We start from the raw sequence: 16342 nt of genomic DNA, 5'->3' as shown, positions 1-16342 counted from the left end.
CCGCTCAGGCCTCACCCAGCTCGACGACGACGCGCACCGCGTCGGCCCTCACCCACCGCTCCGTGGACAGCAGCGGACGACCGTCGCGGCCGTCACGGGCCAGGCTCACGATGAGCCACGCCGGGTCCCCCGGCCGACAGCCCAGCCCCGCGCTCGCCTCCTCCGGCGCGGACTCCATGCTCGCCCGGGTCCAGGCGCGCTCGGGCAGCACCTTCGCGGTCCCGCGCAGGATCGCGTCGAGCGACTCCTCGTGCCGCAGCGCGAGGGGCAGCTCGGGGACGAGCTCCGCGGTCATCCACTCGACGCCCCACGCGGCCGGCATGTCGTCGATGAACGACCGCCGGACCAGGCGGAACCCCGGCACGCCGGTCGCCACCTCGAGCGCGCCGGCGACGTCGTCGGGCAACGCGACCTCGTCGCACGCGAGGACGACCGTCCGTGGAGTTCCGCCCGCCTCCCGCACCGTCCTGCTCCACGACGGTGCGCTGCCGGGCGACACGAGGTAGTCCACGCGGTGCCGGGAGAACGTCCCGAGCCCCTGGATGCGGCTCACGAGCATGCGGCGCTCGAGCTCCTCGAGAGCCGAGCGCGCCGCAGCGCGACCGACGCCGAACCGCGCCCCCACCTCGGCCTCCGACGCGACCCGCTTCCCGGGAGGCATGACGGCGAGCTCCTCGGCGAGCACGCGGACGATCTCCGACGACCTGGTCACGCGCGGACTGTACCCGTGCCGGACCGCCTCCAGGTGAACACCACCCGGCCGACCTCCCGCGACCGGATCTCGCGCGTCGCACCGCGACACCCCACCCCTGCACCACCCCACCACTGGAAGGACATCCCATGATCGCTCTCGCCGCTCTGGACATCGCCGGCACCACGATCGAGGAGGGCAGCGCCGTCTACCGCGCCCTCCACGACGCCGTGCGACGACACGGAAGCTCCGCCGACGTCGCCGACGTGGCGCGCTGGATGGGGGCCGACAAGCGCACCGCCATCCGCGCCCTGCTGGCGCTCGACGGCGACGCGTCAGCTGTCGAGCAGACGTTCGTCGACTTCGAACGCCTCCTGGCCGAGGCCTACGAGGCGACACCCCCGGTCGCCATGCCGGGCGTCCTCGACGCGTTCGCGGCGTTCCGCGACCGCGGGGCACGGATCGCGCTCACGACGGGATTCTCGACCGACGTCACCGAACAGCTGCTCGAACGACTGGGGTGGACCGATGGCGTCGTCGACGCGGTCGTCACCACCGACGACGTACCCGCCGGCCGCCCGGCGCCCTACATGGTCCACCGCGCGATGGAGCGTACGGGCGTGACGGACGTCGCGCAGGTCCTCACTGCGGGTGACACGGTCCTCGACCTCCAGGCCGGGAGGAACGCGGGCGCCCGCTTCGTCGTCGGTGTGCTCTCGGGTGGCGTCCCCCGGGAGGTGCTCGAGGCTGCGCCGCACACCCACGTCGTGCCGAGCATCGCCGACGTCCCGATGCTGCTGGACCTGCTCGACACACCGGCCGCGCTCGCCACGGTCTGACACGACGCTCCGTCCCGCCGGCCGGTATCCCTCCCGACGCCGGCGGGACGGCTCGCCGCGCCTGTGCCGAGCGCGAGCCGTTGTCGACGCACCTGTGCCTGGCTAAGGTCGACGGCATGCCCGCACCTCGTTCCTGGCAGTCCGAGACCGCGCGGCTCGGCAACGCCGAGCCGTCCGACCCCACGGGCTGGTTCGAGCGGCTCTGGTCCTCCGCCGCGCACGGCGACATCACCATGCCGTGGGACCGGGTCGATCCGCACCCGGCGCTGGCCTCGTGGACCGGAGCCCCCGCGCCGGGCGCCGCGAGCGGGACCGCGGTCGTCGTCGGGTGCGGGCTCGGGGCCGACGCCGAGCACCTGGCCCGGCTCGGCTACCAGACGACGGGCTTCGACGTCTCGCCCACCGCGGTCCAGGCCGCCCGCGACCGGAACCCTGGATCGTCGGTGACCTACGCCGTCGGGAACCTGCTCGACCTGCCGCCCGCGTGGGCGGGCGCGTTCGACCTGGTCGTGGAGATCTACACCGTCCAGGCCGTGAACCGCAGCGTCCGCGACGCACTCACGGCCGGGGTCCGCTCGCTCGTCGCGCCGGGAGGGACCCTGCTCGCCGTCCAGGGGGCCGCACGCCGGCCCGACGACGACGGCCCGCCCTGGCCGTTGACGCGCACCGAGATCGAGGCGTTCGGCCGAGACGGCCTGGAGGCCGTGTCGATCGAGGAGCTCGCGGCGCCGGGTGCTGCTCCTGGCCGGCCCGGGACGTGGCGGGCGGAGTTCCGTCGGGGCTGAGCGTCCGCCCCGGCTACGGTGGGTCCTTCTGCCCGACCGAGCCGGAGCGTTCGTCCCCCCGTGATCTCCACCCTTCTCGTCGCCCACCCGTGGTTCTCCCCCGTGGTCCTCGCCGTGCTCGTGCTCGGCGGGCCGGTCGCGGGGCGCTGGCTGTACTGGCGGCCGCGCACCGCGTGGACGGTGTTCGCGGCGTCCCTGCTGCCGATCGTGCTGCTGACGCTCGTCCCGACGAGCCGGGAGGTCCTCGAACGGTGCGCCGTCTCCTGGTACCTGCCGACGTTCGGCCGGGTCGAGCTCATGGCCAACGTGATCCTGTTCGTCCCGCCTGTCCTGCTCGCCGCCGTCGCGAGCCGCCGCCCCGTGGTGGCGCTGGTCGGGGGTGTCGTCGGTTCCGCCGTGATCGAGGCGGTGCAAGCGCTGGCCCCCGGTCTCGGGCGCTCGTGCGACACCAACGACTGGCTCACGAACTCGATCGGTGCGGTGATCGGCGCAGTTCTGGCCTGGACCGCGATCTGGGCGGCACGACGGTGGCCGCGACGGATCGGGACCACGGGCCGTCGGTGAGGCGCGTGGCGTGAGGCGCGTTCTGTCCGAGGGGCGCTGGGGGGCGGGCGCTCGGTGGGGCGTCCCGCGTCTGATCGGGCGTCGGCCTGGGCCGGGTAACCGGCGTCGTGCGTGTCGGGTCGAGCGCGCGTAGCGTCGAGGGCACAAGCCGTCGTACCGACACAGGAGGGGTGCTCATGGCACGCAAGAAGTCGTGGAGCGAGTTCAGCAGCGGCAAGAAGGCACTGATGGTGGTGGCCTCGATCGTGCAGATCTCGCTCACGGTCGCGGGCTACCGCGACCTGGCCAAGCGCTCCGACGACGAGGTCGAGGGCTCGAAGCTCGCATGGGGCGTGGCGATGCTCGCGAACTGGGTGGGCCCGATCACCTACTTCGCCAAGGGGCGCAAGGGGCTGGGTCTCAACAGCTGAGTCGTCGGGGCGCGGGCCGCAGTGGCAGAGAGGCACTCTGCTTCCCGCCACGGTGCGCGGGTGCAGGGTTCACCGCGGCGGCGCCTCGTGCGATCGAGAACGGTGGGCACGTCGAGCGCCCCGCCGGTCGTTCTTCTCACGGGGCGTCATGGGGATCTTCCTGCGCGGCAGGTCACCGTGCTTCGTCTCCCGTCGCTGGAGGCCCCACGGTCGGCAGGCTGGCGAGCAGACCGCGCAGGAGCTCCACCTCGACGAGCAGTGCTTGCTTGCCGCGCGGAGTGATGCGGGCCCAGGTGCGAGATCGGCGCCCGTCGCTGCCCTTGCGGAGATCGACGTAGCCACTGGTCACCAGGACCTCGAGATGCCTTCCCAGGTTGCCGTCGGTGAGCTGGAGCGCGCGCTTGAGGTACGTGAAGTCGGCGTCGCGAGTCTCGACGAGGATCGCGAGAATCCCCAGCCTGGCTCGTTGGTGGACGGTCTCGTCGAGCTGGGAGAGAGGATGCGGGTCGGACGCGGAGCTCACGCTGGAGCCACCTGGGCGAGACGTCGTTCTCGGACGAATGCCAGCACACCCAGGACCAGGAGCCCGACGGTGCAGACGACCATCCCACCGACACCGCCTCCCAGGAGGGCCGCGTGGTTGTCGAGCGTGCCGAGCGAGACCAGCGGACTGACGGCCATGAGAGCCAGCCCGGGCCCCCACAGCCACGCTGTCTCCGCGCGCCATCCGAGCACGCCGAGACCCACACCCAAGAAGAACACCGGGCCGACGAGGAACACGGCGACGAAGCCGAACGGGACGAAGAGCAACGCCAACAGCGCCAGGGCGAGGACGCCGTACCTGTCGTTGCCGACCCCGACCCCGATCAACCGCCGCTGGACCAGCATGACCGCCAGCAGCACCCCGTAGGTGACCGCCGGAACGAGAATCTTCGGGAAGAGCATCCCGAACGTGGCCGCCTCGAGGTACGTCAGATAGACCATGGCCAACGCGTTGACGAGCAACGGCAACGACGTCGCGTGCCGCACCGCCCGCTGCTGGACCCGGATCGCTTCGACGTACTCCGACGCAGTTGTCATACCCACACTCTGTCAGGCAGAGTAAATCGGATCAAGATGCCTCGCCCGCGGCTGCGAGCTCCGGCGGCTGACGTCGCAACTGATGGCAGTTCGTCGACGCGTTGGTTCGCCGGCGAAAGGGTCGAGGTCGGCGGCGGGAAGGACACGATCGAGTCCATGGCGGTCCGTCTGAAACGTCTGGGTCTGGGCCAACCCGGCCGTCGGTGACCGGTGAGAGCGTCGTCGTTTCCTCCTCGATGTGGACGGCGGACGCGTGCGCATCGACGCCGATCGAAAGCGGCGACCCCTTGCCCGAGAAAACCACGTCGTCCAGCCTAACCTAGGTTAAACTGGACGGATGACGATCAAGATCTACGCCCTGAGTGTCCTGCGGAGCGGCCCGGCGCACGGCTACGAGCTGAAGAGCCGGATACGGCGCCCGTCGATCGCGCCGGTCAACAACAACTCGCTCTACCCGGCCCTCAAGCAGCTGGAGCGCGACGGAGCGGTGACCAAGTCTGTCGAGCAGCAGGAAGGGCGTCCGGCGCGCAACGTCTACACCATCACCGCAACCGGCCGCGGCATGCTGCACGACCTCGTGTCGACACTGCCGCGCGAGCTGGCGAGCGACGATGAGGAGTTCTTGCTCCGCGTCAGCTTCTTCGACGAGCTCCCGGTACCGTCGCGCCTCGGCATCCTGGGGGTGCGACGGCAGATCGTCGAGCACGCGCTCGCTCAGGTGCGGGGCCTCCTGGCCGAGGCCCCGCGGGACCCGGCCCTGCCATGGCGGCGCCGCGCACAGGAACAGCTGGTCGATCGCCTCACGCAGGAGCTGCGCTGGCTCGACGACCTGCGCAACGAGGCGGAACGGTCGTGACCGTCGACGGCGCGGACACACGCCCCGGCGCCACGAGGATCGGCCGAGTCGCACGGTATGGACTGCTCATCGGCCCTTCCCTCAGCATGCTCGACTCAAGCATCGTCAACGTCGCGGTCCCGGACATCGCCCAAGACCTCCGCGCCGGGCTCGACACGGTCCACTGGGTCGTCTCCGGGTACCTGCTGTCCCTCGCCGTAGGACTGGCACTGACCGCGTACGCCTCACGCCGCTTCGGCACGATGCGTGTCTACCTGGTCAGCATGGCGCTGTTCGTCGCTGCCTCTGCCGTGTGCGCCTTGGCCCCGAGCATCGAGCTGCTCGTCACCGCTCGGGTCGTGCAGGGCTTCGTCGGCGCTCCCCTGGTCCCGCTGGCATTGAGCATCCTGATGGGCAAGGACGGCCTGAGCGGTGGCAAGGTCCCCGTCTCGGCCGCCGTGGTGCTGTTCCTTGCTCCCGCCCTCGGACCGTCACTCGGAGGCCTTCTGATCGGCGCCGGAGGGTGGCGGTGGGTCTTCCTGGTCAACGTACCGGTGGGCGCGGCCGGACTGCTGCTCGCGCTGCGCCTGCGCCACCTCGGAACGCGCGCCCAGGCCGACTCCCGGTTCGACCCGATCGGTTTCGTCCTGCTGTCGGGCGGTCTGGTGACCACGCTCCTCGGGGCCACGCGCGGCTCCGCCAGCGGATGGGGCAGCCCCGCACCACTCGCGCTGGTCGTCGCAGGGATCGGGCTGCTCGCCGCGTACGTCAGAACCTCGTCCCGGCGACAGGACCCTCCGGTACGCCTCGACGTCATCCGTAGCAGTCAGTCGCTCCTCGCGCTGGTACTTCAGGTGCTCGCCTCGGTCATCGCCTTCGGGACCGTGTTCCTGATACCCGTGTTCACCCAGCAGGTACAAGGGCACACCGCTCTCGCCACAGGGCTCGCCCTGATCCCTCAGGGCATCGTCATGGGCGTGGGAACTGCACTAGGTCAGCGCATCTCGACACACATCCCGCTGCGAACCCTGGTGACGCTCGGGTTCGCCGCACTCGCCGTGTCAAGCGGCGTGATGCTGCTGCTCACGAACGACACACCGCTGTGGGTCACTGCGATCATGCTGTGCGGACGTGCCCTCGCCGCGGGATTCGTCACGACGCCGCTGCTCGCCGCCTTCCTTGCGCCACTCGGCGAGGACGAGCTTGCCGACGGCAACACCCTGTACAACATCACCCAGCGGCTCGGCGGTGCGGTCGGGGTAGGCATCCTCGGGTCGATGGTCGCGACCGGCGCAGACAGCGGTGCGGCACTCGCCGCGTTCCACCACGTGGGCGCCGTGCTCGTCGCGCTCGCACTCGCAGCGGGCGTCCTGGCCCGGTCGTTGACCCGCGCATGAACTCGTCGAGGCAAGACCATCACCGTGGGAGACGGTCGCCTGACCGGCGCGTCGCAGGGTCGGATGCGGTCTTGTTCGGCGACCTCACAACCAGCCTTCCACCCCGGCGCACGCCCGTCCGGTGGGGGCAGGTGACTGGTTGACAGTCCGGATCGTGCCGACACCCAGGAGACGAGTGAGTTGGAGTTCCACATCTCACTCGCCCCGGTCGCACGGCGACCCAGGTCGTCGGCCTCCTCCTTCGGGAGGAGGAGCGCTCGCCAACGATCTCGGCCGTCGGTAGGTGCTGCCCCCTGAACCGCGTCCGTAGCGTCGACGACGGACCGGGCAGGCGCCGACCAGGTGGCCCGACGACGACAGGAGACGCATGATCCAGGTAGAGGCGCTCACGAAGCGCTACGGCCCCACGACAGCCGTGGACGGGCTGACGTTCACGGCCCGTCCCGGGACGGTGACCGGGTTCCTCGGTCCGAACGGCGCCGGGAAGTCGACGACCATGCGCATGATCGTCGGGCTCGAACGCCCCACCTCGGGAACCGCGGCGGTCGGCGGTCGCCGGTACGCCGACCTGCCCGCGCCCTTGCATGCCGTCGGCGTCATGCTCGACGCGCGCTCCGTCCACCCAGGACGCACGGCGTTCCGACACCTCCTTGCGCAGGCCCGGACCCACGGCATCCCCCGTTCACGCGTGGACGAGGTGATCGCGGCCACCGGGCTCGAGTCCGTCGCCGGGCGCCGGGCCGGGACGTACTCGCTGGGCATGGGCCAACGCCTCGGGATCGCCGGCGCCCTCCTCGGCGACCCGGCGACGCTGATCCTCGACGAGCCAGTCAACGGCCTGGACCCTGACGGGGTCCTGTGGGTGCGCGGGCTCGTGCGGAGCCTCGCTGCCGAGGGGCGCACGGTCTTCCTCTCGTCACACCTCATGCACGAGCTCTCGCTGTGCGCCGACCGAGTCGTCATCATCGGCAAAGGTCGGCTGCTCGCCGACGCCTCGGTGTCCGAGCTCGTCCAGCGCTCCGAGCGCGCGAGCACCGTCCGCGTACGCACGACCGATCCCGACCTGCTCACGAAGGCCCTCGCAGGCCTCGGCGCCGACGTGATGCCCCACGAGAACGGGGTGCTCAACGTCCAGGGTGCATCCGTCGACGACGTCGGCGCGGCCGCCGCTCGCTGCGGCGCGACGGTCCTGGAGCTCGCGACCGACGGCGGCTCGCTCGAGGACGCCTACCTGCACCTCACCGCCGAAGCCGTCCAGTACCGGGGCGGCAGGACCGACGGCACGACGACCGGCACGTCTGCCGGAGCGGTCCGATGAGCGCCCTCACCGCATCCTCCGCGGGAGGCGCCCGCGCGCGGGCTGTCGAGCCTGCGGTCGGTCGCGGCCCGACCTTCCCCCGCGCCCTCGCCTCGGAGTGGACCAAGCTCACGAGCCTGCGGTCCACGGCCGTGATCGCGGTCGCGACGGTCGTGGTGACGTGGGTACTGACGTTCCTGGCCGCGAACGCCTCGTCGGTGGACCCGGGGTTCGTCCCGCTCGACTCGCTCACGACAGGGCTCCTGCTCGCCCAGGTCGGCCCGTTGGTCCTGGGCGTCCTCGCCGGGACGGGTGAGTTCACCTCGGGCACGTTCCGCGCGACGTTCACGGCCGTACCCCGGCGGCTGCCCGTGCTCGCCGCGCAGGTGGTCGCGGTGGGAGCGTTCGCGCTCCTGGTCGCGGCCGTCGTCGTGGGTGCCGCCGTCGTGGCACTGGCACCGGCAGCGTCCTCACGCGGTGTCTCGCTGGATCTGACCGGTGAAGGGACCGCGCAGCTCCTGGTCGGTATGACGACGTTCCTCGTCGCCATGGCGCTGCTCGGTCTGGCGGTCGGTGCGCTGTTGCGCAGCCCGGTACCAGCCGTCGCGCTCGCGGTCGTCGTGGTCCTCGTCCTGCCCATCGTGCTCGCGCTGGGTTCCGATCTGGCCACAGACCCGATGTCCGGGCCCACGGACGGCACCGTGTCGTCGCAGCAGTCCGTCGTGAACACCGTGGTGACGTTCCTCCCCAGCGGCGCGGCCGAGCTCCTCGTGCGAGGACCGGGAAGCAGCGGCATCGAGGGGGCCCCGAACCTCGGGCCCTGGGGCGGGGGGCTCGTGCTCGCTGGCTGGATCCTGGTCCCCCTCGCGGTCGCCGCGGCCCGGCTGCGCGCCCGCGATGTGGTCTGAGGAGGACGACCGATGGGCCACCTTCTCGACCGCACCACAGCCCCCGTACCCGGGAGTACCCGGGGCCCCACGGCAACCCGCGCGCTCGCGGCCGAGTGGACCAAGATCACGGGCCTGCGATCGACCGCCTGGCTCGCGGCGGCCACCGTCGTCGCGGCGGCCGGCCTCGCCTTCGGTCTGGGCCTGTTCGTCCGACCGGGGGACGCCGGGAGCGGGGCGTCTCTCGCGGTCGCGGGCTACGCGCTCGCACAGCTCGGCCCGCTCGTCCTGGGCGTGCTGGTCGGTACGGGCGAGTACGCGACGGGTACCTTCCGCGCCACGTTCACAGCCGTCCCACGTCGTCTGCCGGTCCTCGGCAGCCAGGCCGTGCTCACGGCCGGGTGGGGGGCCGTCACCGCGGCCGCAGCGGTCGGCGCCTCGCTCCTCGTCACGTCGGGGCAGCGCGCTGGAGCCGGGCTCGTCGTGGATGTCGCCGACGCCGAGACAGCGCGTCTGCTGGTGGGCTACGTGCTCCACCAGACGGGCGTCGCGCTGCTCGGGCTCGCGATCGGCGCGCTCCTACGTCACGCCACCGCAGCGGTCGTCACGGTGGTCATGCTGCTGCTCGTCCTCGACCAGTTCCTCGCCGCCAACCCGGGCCGGTTCACCGACCTCCTGCGGGCCCTGCTGCCCGCGGCCGGTGCCCGCCTCGTCCAGGGCGATGCTCAGGTCACGGCACTGGACGCCACGAGCCTCGGTCCGGACCTCGGGGCATGGGGCGGGGGCCTGGTCCTCCTCGGGTGGGTCGTCGCGTTGCTCGGCGCAGCCATCTACCGTCTGCGTCGCCATGACGTCTCCTGACCCGCACCGAGCGGCAGAGACCTCGCGCAGGGCGATCAGTGGGACAGTGGGGTCCATGGCCACCCCGCGCTCGGTCGCACCGCCGACCCCGGCGCCGACCGTCCTGACCGAGACGCAGGCCCTGCACGCCGGCCCTGTCGGGCGCTTCGTCGCGGCTCGTCCGTGGACTGCGGACCTTGCCCTCGCCCTCGGCGTGCTGCTGCTCGGTCTGGTGACGACCGAGGTGGCCCGGATGACGGTCCAGGGGTCGATCGGCCTGGGCCTGTTCCTGCCAGGAACAGCCGCGACCCGCCTGGTCTCGGCCGTCTGGTGGGCAGGATCCGTCGTGGGGGCCGTGCTCCTGACGGCACGGCGGGGGTCGCCGCTGGTCGTCACAGGCGCGCTCACGGTCGTTGCCCTCGGCTCGCTCGCCACCGCGGGAGTGCTGGGCGTCCTCGGGGCGTGCCTCGGGTGCGCTCTCTTCACCGTTGCGGCCACGCGCACGCCACGCACGACCTGGGTCACGTGCACGACCGTCTTCCTCGTCGTTACGGTCGCGCTCTGGCACTGGCAGGACATCGGCCTCGCCGAGATCCTCCTGTGGAGCGATCGTCTGCCATCGCTCGACGAGCCCACCCGACAGCTCCCCGCGCCCCCGTTCTCCGCCGGGCGCCGGACGTTCTCGGTACTCCTCCTCCTCGGGCTCCTGCTGCTGGGCGTCGCAACCGGCACACTGGCGCGCGCCAGGCGCCAGCACGCACACGACCTCGTCGACCGCTACGCGGCGATAGCGCGCGAGCGCGACCAGAGCGCCGCCCTCGCGCGTGCCGCCGAACGGGCACGGATTGCCCGAGAGATGCACGACGTCGTCGCGCACAGCGTGTCGGTCATGGTCGCCCTGTCCGACGGAGCCGGGGCCGCCCTCGACCGAGCCCCCGACCGCTCGCGCGAGGCGCTGCGCGAGCTCTCCCGGACGGGGCGGGAAGCGCTGTCCGACATGCAGGGCGTCCTCGGCGCGCTCGACCCCGGCGAGAACGCCGACGCGGGGACGGGTGGATCCGCGGAGCCGGTCGGGGCCGACCTCGCGACGATCGTCGAACGCTTCCGGGCCGCCGGCATCCCGGTGCGTGCACACGGCCTCGACGTCGACCTCCCCCAGGACACCACACTGCGACTGGCCGTCGCCCGGGTCGTGACCGAAGCGCTGACCAACGTGCTCCGGCACGCTCCCGGCACCCCACGCGCCGAGGTCGCCGTGCGACGCGGCCCGTCGGGACTCGAGGTCGAGGTGCTCGACGACGGCGGTACCCGCCCAGGGACCGGTGGCGGATCCGGGCGGGGCATCCTCGGCATGCGCGAACGCGCCGCGCTCCTCGACGGTCACGTCGAGGCCGGCCCCCGACCCGGTGGAGGATGGCGCGTGCACGTCCTCCTGCCGGCCGAGGACCGACGCCCAACGCCGGACCAGGGCCCGAGGTCCGGCAGGACCGAAGGATCGAACGGAGCACAGGGATGACGACGGTACTGCTCGTGGACGACCAGGCGCTCCTGCGCCTCGGATTCCGCCTCGTGATCGAGTCCGAGCCCGACCTCGAGGTCGTCGGCGAAGCCTCCGACGGCCAGGTCGCGATCGCCCAGACCGCGGCCCTGGCCCCGGACGTCGTGGTGATGGACATCCGCATGCCGGGCATGGACGGCATCGAGGCCACTCGGCGCATCGTCGCGGAACACCCCGCGACACGGGTGCTCGTGCTGACCACGTTCGACGTCGACGAGTATGCGTTCGCGGCGCTGCGCTCGGGAGCCAGCGGCTTCCTGCTCAAGAACGCACTGCCCGAGGAGCTCGTCGGCGCGATCCGCACCGTGGCGGCGGGCAGTTCGATCGTCGCCCCGCGGATCGTGCGGCGCCTGCTCGACCTCTTCGCCCCCCACCTGCCCACGGGCGAGACCGTCCCCTCGCCCGCTGACGACCTGAACCCGTCGCTGAGCACGCTCACCCCCCGCGAGCTCGACGTCCTGCGGTACGTCGCGGAGGGATTGTCCAACGCCGAGATCGCCGAGCGACTGGTCCTCTCGGCGACCACGATCAAGACCCACGTCGGGAACATGCTCGCCAAGCTCGGCGTCCGCGACCGCGTGCAGGCCGTGATCGTCGCCTACGAGAGCGGCCTCGTCGGACAGGGGCGCTAGCCCGTCCCCCAGGTCCTGCGCTCGCACTACATCCCTGGGCCGTCGGCGCACACCTCCTCAGCCTCTTGGTGACCTCTACCGCCACCATCACGTTGGCAATGCCCCCAGCCCGCGCGTGCGCCAGCACTACACCTGGCGGCCCCGGCGACGGCTATACAAGATGGACGGAAGAACGTACAAACCAGGCTGCATCTCGACACAACCGTCGAGGGCAGGCGCTGAGTGTTCAAACACGCCTGGCTACTTCGTCTGGCGAGCGGCGCGGCTCGGAAGCCTCACAAACGAGTTCTCGGGGTTCCAAGTCTCGGTGCCGTCGACCTCGCCGTAGCTGGCCATGCAGTCCCGGGGACGGTCCCCAGACCTTCCACGATTCGACCAGGGAGATTTCCCCTGCCGTAGCTGCCTCGACGTGAGCGACCAAGTCTTCATCCTCGGCAGCGAAGAGCAGATGAAGCCGCAGCCGATCGTGCGTTGTCAGGTATACCCACGAGATCCCGGCTTCAAGCAGCCGATTGACCTCCACACACCGTCTTCCCGCATCTCCGGCTCCGAACGCCAACAGCCTGACTGCGCCGGGGTACCCGCGCCAGGGGTGCGCTCTCGGGCGGCTGTGCTGGTTGTGACGTGCGTGGGGCATCATCAGACGGTGACTATCGGAGCCTTCGGCCGTGTATGTCCGTCGCACATCGGGCGGACATGGTGATGCTGTCCTTGTTCGCTGTGGTCCTCGGCATGCTCGCCCTGGTGGCAGGACTGGTCATGGTGGTGGTCGTCGGCGGGCGGATCGCCCGCGCCGATCCCGTGGCGCGCGTCCCGGTCAGGGCGTCCCTGCTCGGCGCGCGAAAGACGAGCTTGTGGACGATGGAGTGGCACGTCGAATACCCCGCGCCGAACGGAGCACCTCTGCGGGCCGAGGTTCGGTCCCTCGTGTGGACGCCAGCGGACCTCGTGTTCTCCTTCCGGGTGTGGGTGAATCCCACGGTCCCCGCCGATGTCGCCGCTACCCCGCGTGGCTATCGGCGGCAGGTCGACGGCCTCGTGCTTGGCACCGGGATCGCGCTCGCCGTAGTCGGCGGGCTCGTCGCCGTGATCGCCATGCTGATCGCCGCAGTAGCGTGATCTCATCACTGCTTGCCAACCCGTTGCAGAGCTTGAGCCATGCAGCTGAGGTGGAGGATCGTGCAGTCTAGGCTGCACGTCGACAACAACAGCAGCGGGCTAGACCTGCATGTCCACGAATCGCGCGTAGTGCCCCTGGAACGCCACGGTGATCGTGTCGGTCGGGCCGTTACGGTGCTTGGCCACGATCAGGTCTGCCTCGCCGGCTCGCGGGGACTCCTTCTCGTACGCGTCCTCACGGTGCAGCAGGATGACCATGTCGGCGTCCTGCTCGATCGAGCCCGATTCGCGCAGATCCGACATCGCAGGCTTCTTGTCCGTACGCTGCTCAGCGCCACGGTTCAGCTGCGAGATCGCGATGACCGGCACCTCGAGCTCCTTCGCGAGGAGCTTGAGCGCACGGGAGAACTCCGAGACCTCCTGCTGGCGGGACTCGACGCGCTTGCCCGACGTCATGAGCTGGAGGTAGTCGATCACGACGAGCTTGAGGTCGTGCTTCTGCTTGAGCCGGCGGCACTTGGCGCGGATCTCCATGAGCGACATGTTGGGCGAGTCGTCGATGAACAGCGGCGCCTCGGAGATCTTGCCCATGGTGCCGGCGAGCTTCTGCCAGTCGTCCTCACCCATGGAGCCGTTGCGCATCTTCTGCAGGTGGATGCGTGCCTCCGCGGCCAACAGACGCATCGTGATCTCGTTGCGGCTCATCTCGAGCGAGAACACGACGGACGTCATGTTGTGCTTGATCGATGCCGACCTGACGATGTCGATTCCCAGCGTGCTCTTCCCGATCGCCGGACGTGCCGCGATCACGATCATCTGCCCGGGGTGCAGCCCGTTGGTCAGCCGGTCGAGGTCGGCGAAGCCCGTCGGCACCCCGACCATGCCCTCGCCGCGGTGCCCTGCGGCCTCGATCTCGTCGACCGTCCCGCCGATGACCTCGCCCAGCACGATGTAGTCCTCGGCCGTGCGGCGCTCGGTGACCGCGTAGACCTCGGCCTGCGCGTTGTTGACCACGTCGTCGACGTCGCCGCCGTCGGTCGCGTAGCCCAGCTGGACGATCCTGGTCCCGGCCTCGACGAGGCGTCGCAGCACGGCGCGCTCGCGCACGATGCGCGCGTAGTAGCCCGCGTTCGCGGCCGTGGGGACCATGGCCATGAGGTCGTGGATGTAAGGCGCGCCACCGATCCTGCCCAGCTCGCCGCGGCGCGTGAGCTCGGCGACGACCGTGATGGCGTCCGCGGGCTCACCGCGTCCGTAGAGGTCGATGACGACGTCGTAGATCGACTCGTGCGCAGGCTTGTAGAAGTCGGTGCCGCGGATCTGCTCGATCACGTCCGCGATGGCGTCCTTGGACAGCAGCATGCCTCCGAGCACGCTCTGCTCGGCGGCGATGTCCTGCGGCGGGGTGCGGTCGAACCCGGGACCGCCGCTGCCTGCGGGCGGTCCAAAGCTCGACTCGAGCTCGTCGATCGACATGCGGGCCCCTCACTCCCCCGGCACGGCCGGGTATCGTCCTGCGTCGCACGTCTGTTCTACTCCGGCCCACCGACACGCCTGCGCCCGCATCGTCGAGGGGTATCGCTGGTGGTGCACCGTCGACCGTTCGGAAGGCCCGAGCATGCGCGACTCAGCGACACTAGATCGCGCTCCCACAGCCCGCAAACGGCCCTGTTCACAGAGGTGTGGACAGCCTGTGGACAGAGGCCCCCATGCTGTTCACAGGCTTGTGGACAACCATGTGGACAAGTGACCAGTTTTCCCCTGTACAGCCCTGGGAGCAGCCAGTTCACTAGGCTCAGCCATGTGGACGAAGAAATTTCCGGCAACACGCCGCCGACACGCCAGCCCTCCCCCGGTCAGGGCGAGGACACCGGTCGTTCACCCCGTTCATCCGAGCACCGCCCCCAGGACACCCGGGAGGCATCGGCCGCCGCGCAGTCACCTGGTTCGTCCACAGGGCCTGTGGAGACACCCGCCGGGTCCCCGCCCCAGCCTCCCAGCCGTCGCCTCATCGACAAGCAGATCCTGGCCCTCGCGGTCCCGGCCCTGGGGGCGCTCGTCGCGGAGCCGATCTTCGTGCTCGTGGACAGCGCCGTCGTCGGGCACCTGGGGACCGCACAGCTCGCCGGGCTCTCCCTCGCGTCCACGGTCCTCCTGACCCTCGTCGGCCTGTGCGTGTTCCTCGCGTACGCGACCACCGCGGCCGTGGCCCGGCGCATCGGCGCGGGGCACCGGCGCGAGGCGCTCCAGTCCGGCATCGACGGCATGTGGCTCGCGCTCGGGCTGGGCCTCGTGCTCGCCGCCGCCCTGTGGTTCGGCGGCGGCTGGGCGATCGGCGCGATGGGCGGCACGGGCGAGGTCGCGCACCACGCCCTGGTGTACCTGCGGTGGTCGGGCCTGGGCCTGCCCGGCATGCTCGTCGTCCTGGCGTCCACGGGCGTGCTGCGCGGACTCCAGGACACCCGCACGCCCCTCTACGTCGCCGCCGGGGGCGCGACGTTCAACGCGATCCTCAACGTCGTGCTCGTGTACGGCGTGGGCCTCGGCATCGCCGGCTCGGGGATCGGGACCGCCGTCGCCCAGCTGACCATGGGCGCGGTGCTCGGCGTCGTCGTCGTGCGCGGTGCCCGACGCGAGGGCGCCTCGCTCCGCCCCGCCGCAGGAGGTATCTGGTCCAACGCGCGCGCGGGTGCGCCGCTGTTCGTCCGCACGCTCTCGCTGCGCCTCGCGATCCTCCTGACGGTCTTCGTCGCGACGGGCCTGGGCGAGGTCACGCTCGCCGGCTACCAGGTGGTCGCGTCGGTGTGGGGTCTCGCGGCGTTCGCGCTCGACGCCCTCGCGATCGCGGCGCAGGCCCTGGTGGGGCACGGCCTGGGCGCCGGGGACCGGTCGCACGTGCGCTCGGTCCTGCGCCGCACGCTCCAGTGGGGCGTCGCGGCAGGGGCGCTGCTCGGTCTGGTCATGGCCGTGGGCGGCTGGTGGTTCGCGCTGTTCTTCACGTCCGACCCCGACGTCCGCACCGCCGTCGCGCTCGGCATGGCCGTGTGCGGGTTGCTGCTGCCCATGGCGGGGTGGGTGTTCGTCCTCGACGGGGTGCTCATCGGGGCCGGGGACGGCCGCTACCTCGCGTGGGCCGGCATGGTCACGTTCGTCGTGTACGTGCCGTTCGCGCTGGCGGTCCGTGAGCTCGCGCCCGACGGCGCCGCGGGCCTCGCGTGGCTGTGGGCGGCCTTCGCAGGGGTCTTCATGGCGGCGCGCGCACTCACCACGGGCCTCAGGGCGCGCGGCGACCGGTGGATGGTCACGGGGGCCTGAGGAGGCCTGCCTCGGGAACGCCGACGGCCCGGCCCCCTCCGCAGAGGGGACCGGGCCGTCGGGTGAGATCTCCGATCCATCCATCCCTCACGG

General features: G+C 71.2%; 17 protein-coding genes. 13 read left to right on the top strand and 4 right to left on the bottom strand.

The window, feature by feature from the left end:
* Positions 1-4: 4 nt before the first annotated feature.
* A complete protein-coding gene (locus ACIPWA_RS16665) occupies positions 5-712 on the bottom strand; it encodes a GntR family transcriptional regulator (RefSeq protein WP_197487092.1) in 708 nt (235 codons plus the stop codon).
* A gap of 128 nt (positions 713-840) precedes the next feature.
* Here ACIPWA_RS16665 and ACIPWA_RS16660 point away from each other — a divergent pair, with 128 nt between their 5' ends.
* The 4 genes from ACIPWA_RS16660 (at position 841) to ACIPWA_RS16645 (ending at position 3289) form a co-directional block, all read left to right on the top strand.
* On the top strand, positions 841-1530 hold the full coding sequence (locus ACIPWA_RS16660) for a phosphonatase-like hydrolase (RefSeq protein WP_056654095.1): 690 nt from the start codon (positions 841-843) through the stop codon (positions 1528-1530).
* Between the two features lie 116 nt (positions 1531-1646).
* Entirely contained in the window at positions 1647-2315 is a 669-nt protein-coding gene (locus tag ACIPWA_RS16655; RefSeq protein WP_400291693.1) for a class I SAM-dependent methyltransferase, read from the top strand.
* A 60-nt stretch (positions 2316-2375) separates the two neighbouring features.
* Positions 2376-2879: a VanZ family protein gene (locus ACIPWA_RS16650; RefSeq protein ID WP_400291692.1), complete on the top strand. Its 504-nt coding sequence runs from the start codon at positions 2376-2378 to the stop codon at positions 2877-2879.
* Positions 2880-3055: 176 nt separating this feature from the next.
* A complete protein-coding gene (locus tag ACIPWA_RS16645; RefSeq protein ID WP_056654376.1) occupies positions 3056-3289 on the top strand; it encodes a hypothetical protein in 234 nt (77 codons plus the stop codon).
* Positions 3290-3461: 172 nt separating this feature from the next.
* On the opposite strand, the gene ACIPWA_RS16640 is transcribed toward ACIPWA_RS16645, so the two are convergent.
* Both ACIPWA_RS16640 and ACIPWA_RS16635 read right to left on the bottom strand, forming a co-directional pair.
* Positions 3462-3812 carry a transcriptional regulator gene (locus tag ACIPWA_RS16640; RefSeq protein WP_400291691.1) on the bottom strand — a complete coding sequence of 117 codons (351 nt, stop codon included), beginning with the start codon at positions 3810-3812 and terminating at the stop codon, positions 3462-3464.
* On the bottom strand, positions 3809-4369 hold the full coding sequence (locus ACIPWA_RS16635) for a hypothetical protein (protein WP_400291690.1): 561 nt from the start codon (positions 4367-4369) through the stop codon (positions 3809-3811). The genes ACIPWA_RS16640 and ACIPWA_RS16635 overlap by 4 nt, the downstream gene beginning before the upstream one ends.
* 337 nt (positions 4370-4706) lie before the next feature.
* Between ACIPWA_RS16635 and ACIPWA_RS16630 the strand changes: the two genes are divergently transcribed.
* The 8 genes from ACIPWA_RS16630 (at position 4707) to ACIPWA_RS16595 (ending at position 12934) form a co-directional block, all read left to right on the top strand.
* Positions 4707-5225, top strand: a complete 519-nt coding sequence (locus ACIPWA_RS16630) for a PadR family transcriptional regulator (protein WP_354510418.1) — start codon at positions 4707-4709, stop codon at positions 5223-5225.
* Entirely contained in the window at positions 5132-6601 is a 1470-nt protein-coding gene (locus ACIPWA_RS16625) for a DHA2 family efflux MFS transporter permease subunit (RefSeq protein ID WP_400291689.1), read from the top strand. The genes ACIPWA_RS16630 and ACIPWA_RS16625 overlap by 94 nt, the downstream gene beginning before the upstream one ends.
* A 367-nt stretch (positions 6602-6968) precedes the next feature.
* A complete protein-coding gene (locus ACIPWA_RS16620; RefSeq protein ID WP_354510414.1) occupies positions 6969-7919 on the top strand; it encodes an ABC transporter ATP-binding protein in 951 nt (316 codons plus the stop codon).
* Positions 7916-8806, top strand: a complete 891-nt coding sequence (locus ACIPWA_RS16615) for an ABC transporter permease subunit (protein WP_400291688.1) — start codon at positions 7916-7918, stop codon at positions 8804-8806. Before ACIPWA_RS16620 ends, ACIPWA_RS16615 begins: the two co-directional genes overlap by 4 nt.
* A gap of 12 nt (positions 8807-8818) precedes the next feature.
* Positions 8819-9646, top strand: coding sequence for a hypothetical protein (locus ACIPWA_RS16610; RefSeq protein ID WP_400291687.1), 828 nt, complete (start codon positions 8819-8821; stop codon positions 9644-9646).
* A 55-nt stretch (positions 9647-9701) separates the two neighbouring features.
* Entirely contained in the window at positions 9702-11141 is a 1440-nt protein-coding gene (locus tag ACIPWA_RS16605) for a sensor histidine kinase (protein ID WP_400291686.1), read from the top strand.
* Positions 11138-11815 carry a response regulator transcription factor gene (locus ACIPWA_RS16600; protein WP_354510406.1) on the top strand — a complete coding sequence of 226 codons (678 nt, stop codon included), beginning with the start codon at positions 11138-11140 and terminating at the stop codon, positions 11813-11815. The genes ACIPWA_RS16605 and ACIPWA_RS16600 overlap by 4 nt, the downstream gene beginning before the upstream one ends.
* A 696-nt stretch (positions 11816-12511) precedes the next feature.
* Positions 12512-12934: a hypothetical protein gene (locus tag ACIPWA_RS16595; RefSeq protein WP_354510404.1), complete on the top strand. Its 423-nt coding sequence runs from the start codon at positions 12512-12514 to the stop codon at positions 12932-12934.
* A gap of 99 nt (positions 12935-13033) precedes the next feature.
* On the opposite strand, the gene dnaB is transcribed toward ACIPWA_RS16595, so the two are convergent.
* A complete protein-coding gene (dnaB, locus tag ACIPWA_RS16590) occupies positions 13034-14410 on the bottom strand; it encodes a replicative DNA helicase (protein ID WP_354510369.1) in 1377 nt (458 codons plus the stop codon).
* A 486-nt stretch (positions 14411-14896) separates the two neighbouring features.
* Here dnaB and ACIPWA_RS16585 point away from each other — a divergent pair, with 486 nt between their 5' ends.
* Positions 14897-16249 (top strand): MATE family efflux transporter, encoded by a 1353-nt coding sequence (locus ACIPWA_RS16585; protein WP_068625528.1) that lies wholly within the window; start codon positions 14897-14899, stop codon positions 16247-16249.
* Positions 16250-16342: the final 93 nt, after the last annotated feature.

Source organism: Oerskovia enterophila, from assembly GCF_044748475.1.
GTDB classification, from domain to species: domain Bacteria; phylum Actinomycetota; class Actinomycetes; order Actinomycetales; family Cellulomonadaceae; genus Oerskovia; species Oerskovia enterophila.
Note: the sequence above shows the minus strand (reverse complement) of the source record. Positions and strands in the feature narration are given on the sequence as shown.

Bases quoted from the DNA above. Each gene is read 5' to 3' on its own strand.
- ACIPWA_RS16610 (WP_400291687.1), top strand. From the start codon at position 8,819: ATGGGCCACCTTCTCGACCGCACCACAGCCCCCGTACCCGGGAGTACC.
- ACIPWA_RS16600 (WP_354510406.1), top strand. From the start codon at position 11,138: ATGACGACGGTACTGCTCGTGGACGACCAGGCGCTCCTGCGCCTCGGA.
- ACIPWA_RS16660 (WP_056654095.1), top strand. From the start codon at position 841: ATGATCGCTCTCGCCGCTCTGGACATCGCCGGCACCACGATCGAGGAG.
- ACIPWA_RS16595 (WP_354510404.1), top strand. From the start codon at position 12,512: ATGGTGATGCTGTCCTTGTTCGCTGTGGTCCTCGGCATGCTCGCCCTG.
- ACIPWA_RS16645 (WP_056654376.1), top strand. From the start codon at position 3,056: ATGGCACGCAAGAAGTCGTGGAGCGAGTTCAGCAGCGGCAAGAAGGCA.
- ACIPWA_RS16615 (WP_400291688.1), top strand. From the start codon at position 7,916: ATGAGCGCCCTCACCGCATCCTCCGCGGGAGGCGCCCGCGCGCGGGCT.
- ACIPWA_RS16605 (WP_400291686.1), top strand. From the start codon at position 9,702: ATGGCCACCCCGCGCTCGGTCGCACCGCCGACCCCGGCGCCGACCGTC.
- ACIPWA_RS16625 (WP_400291689.1), top strand. From the start codon at position 5,132: ATGGCGGCGCCGCGCACAGGAACAGCTGGTCGATCGCCTCACGCAGGA.
- ACIPWA_RS16630 (WP_354510418.1), top strand. From the start codon at position 4,707: ATGACGATCAAGATCTACGCCCTGAGTGTCCTGCGGAGCGGCCCGGCG.
- ACIPWA_RS16635 (WP_400291690.1), bottom strand. From the start codon at position 4,369: ATGACAACTGCGTCGGAGTACGTCGAAGCGATCCGGGTCCAGCAGCGG.
- ACIPWA_RS16655 (WP_400291693.1), top strand. From the start codon at position 1,647: ATGCCCGCACCTCGTTCCTGGCAGTCCGAGACCGCGCGGCTCGGCAAC.
- ACIPWA_RS16620 (WP_354510414.1), top strand. From the start codon at position 6,969: ATGATCCAGGTAGAGGCGCTCACGAAGCGCTACGGCCCCACGACAGCC.
- dnaB (WP_354510369.1), bottom strand. From the start codon at position 14,410: ATGTCGATCGACGAGCTCGAGTCGAGCTTTGGACCGCCCGCAGGCAGC.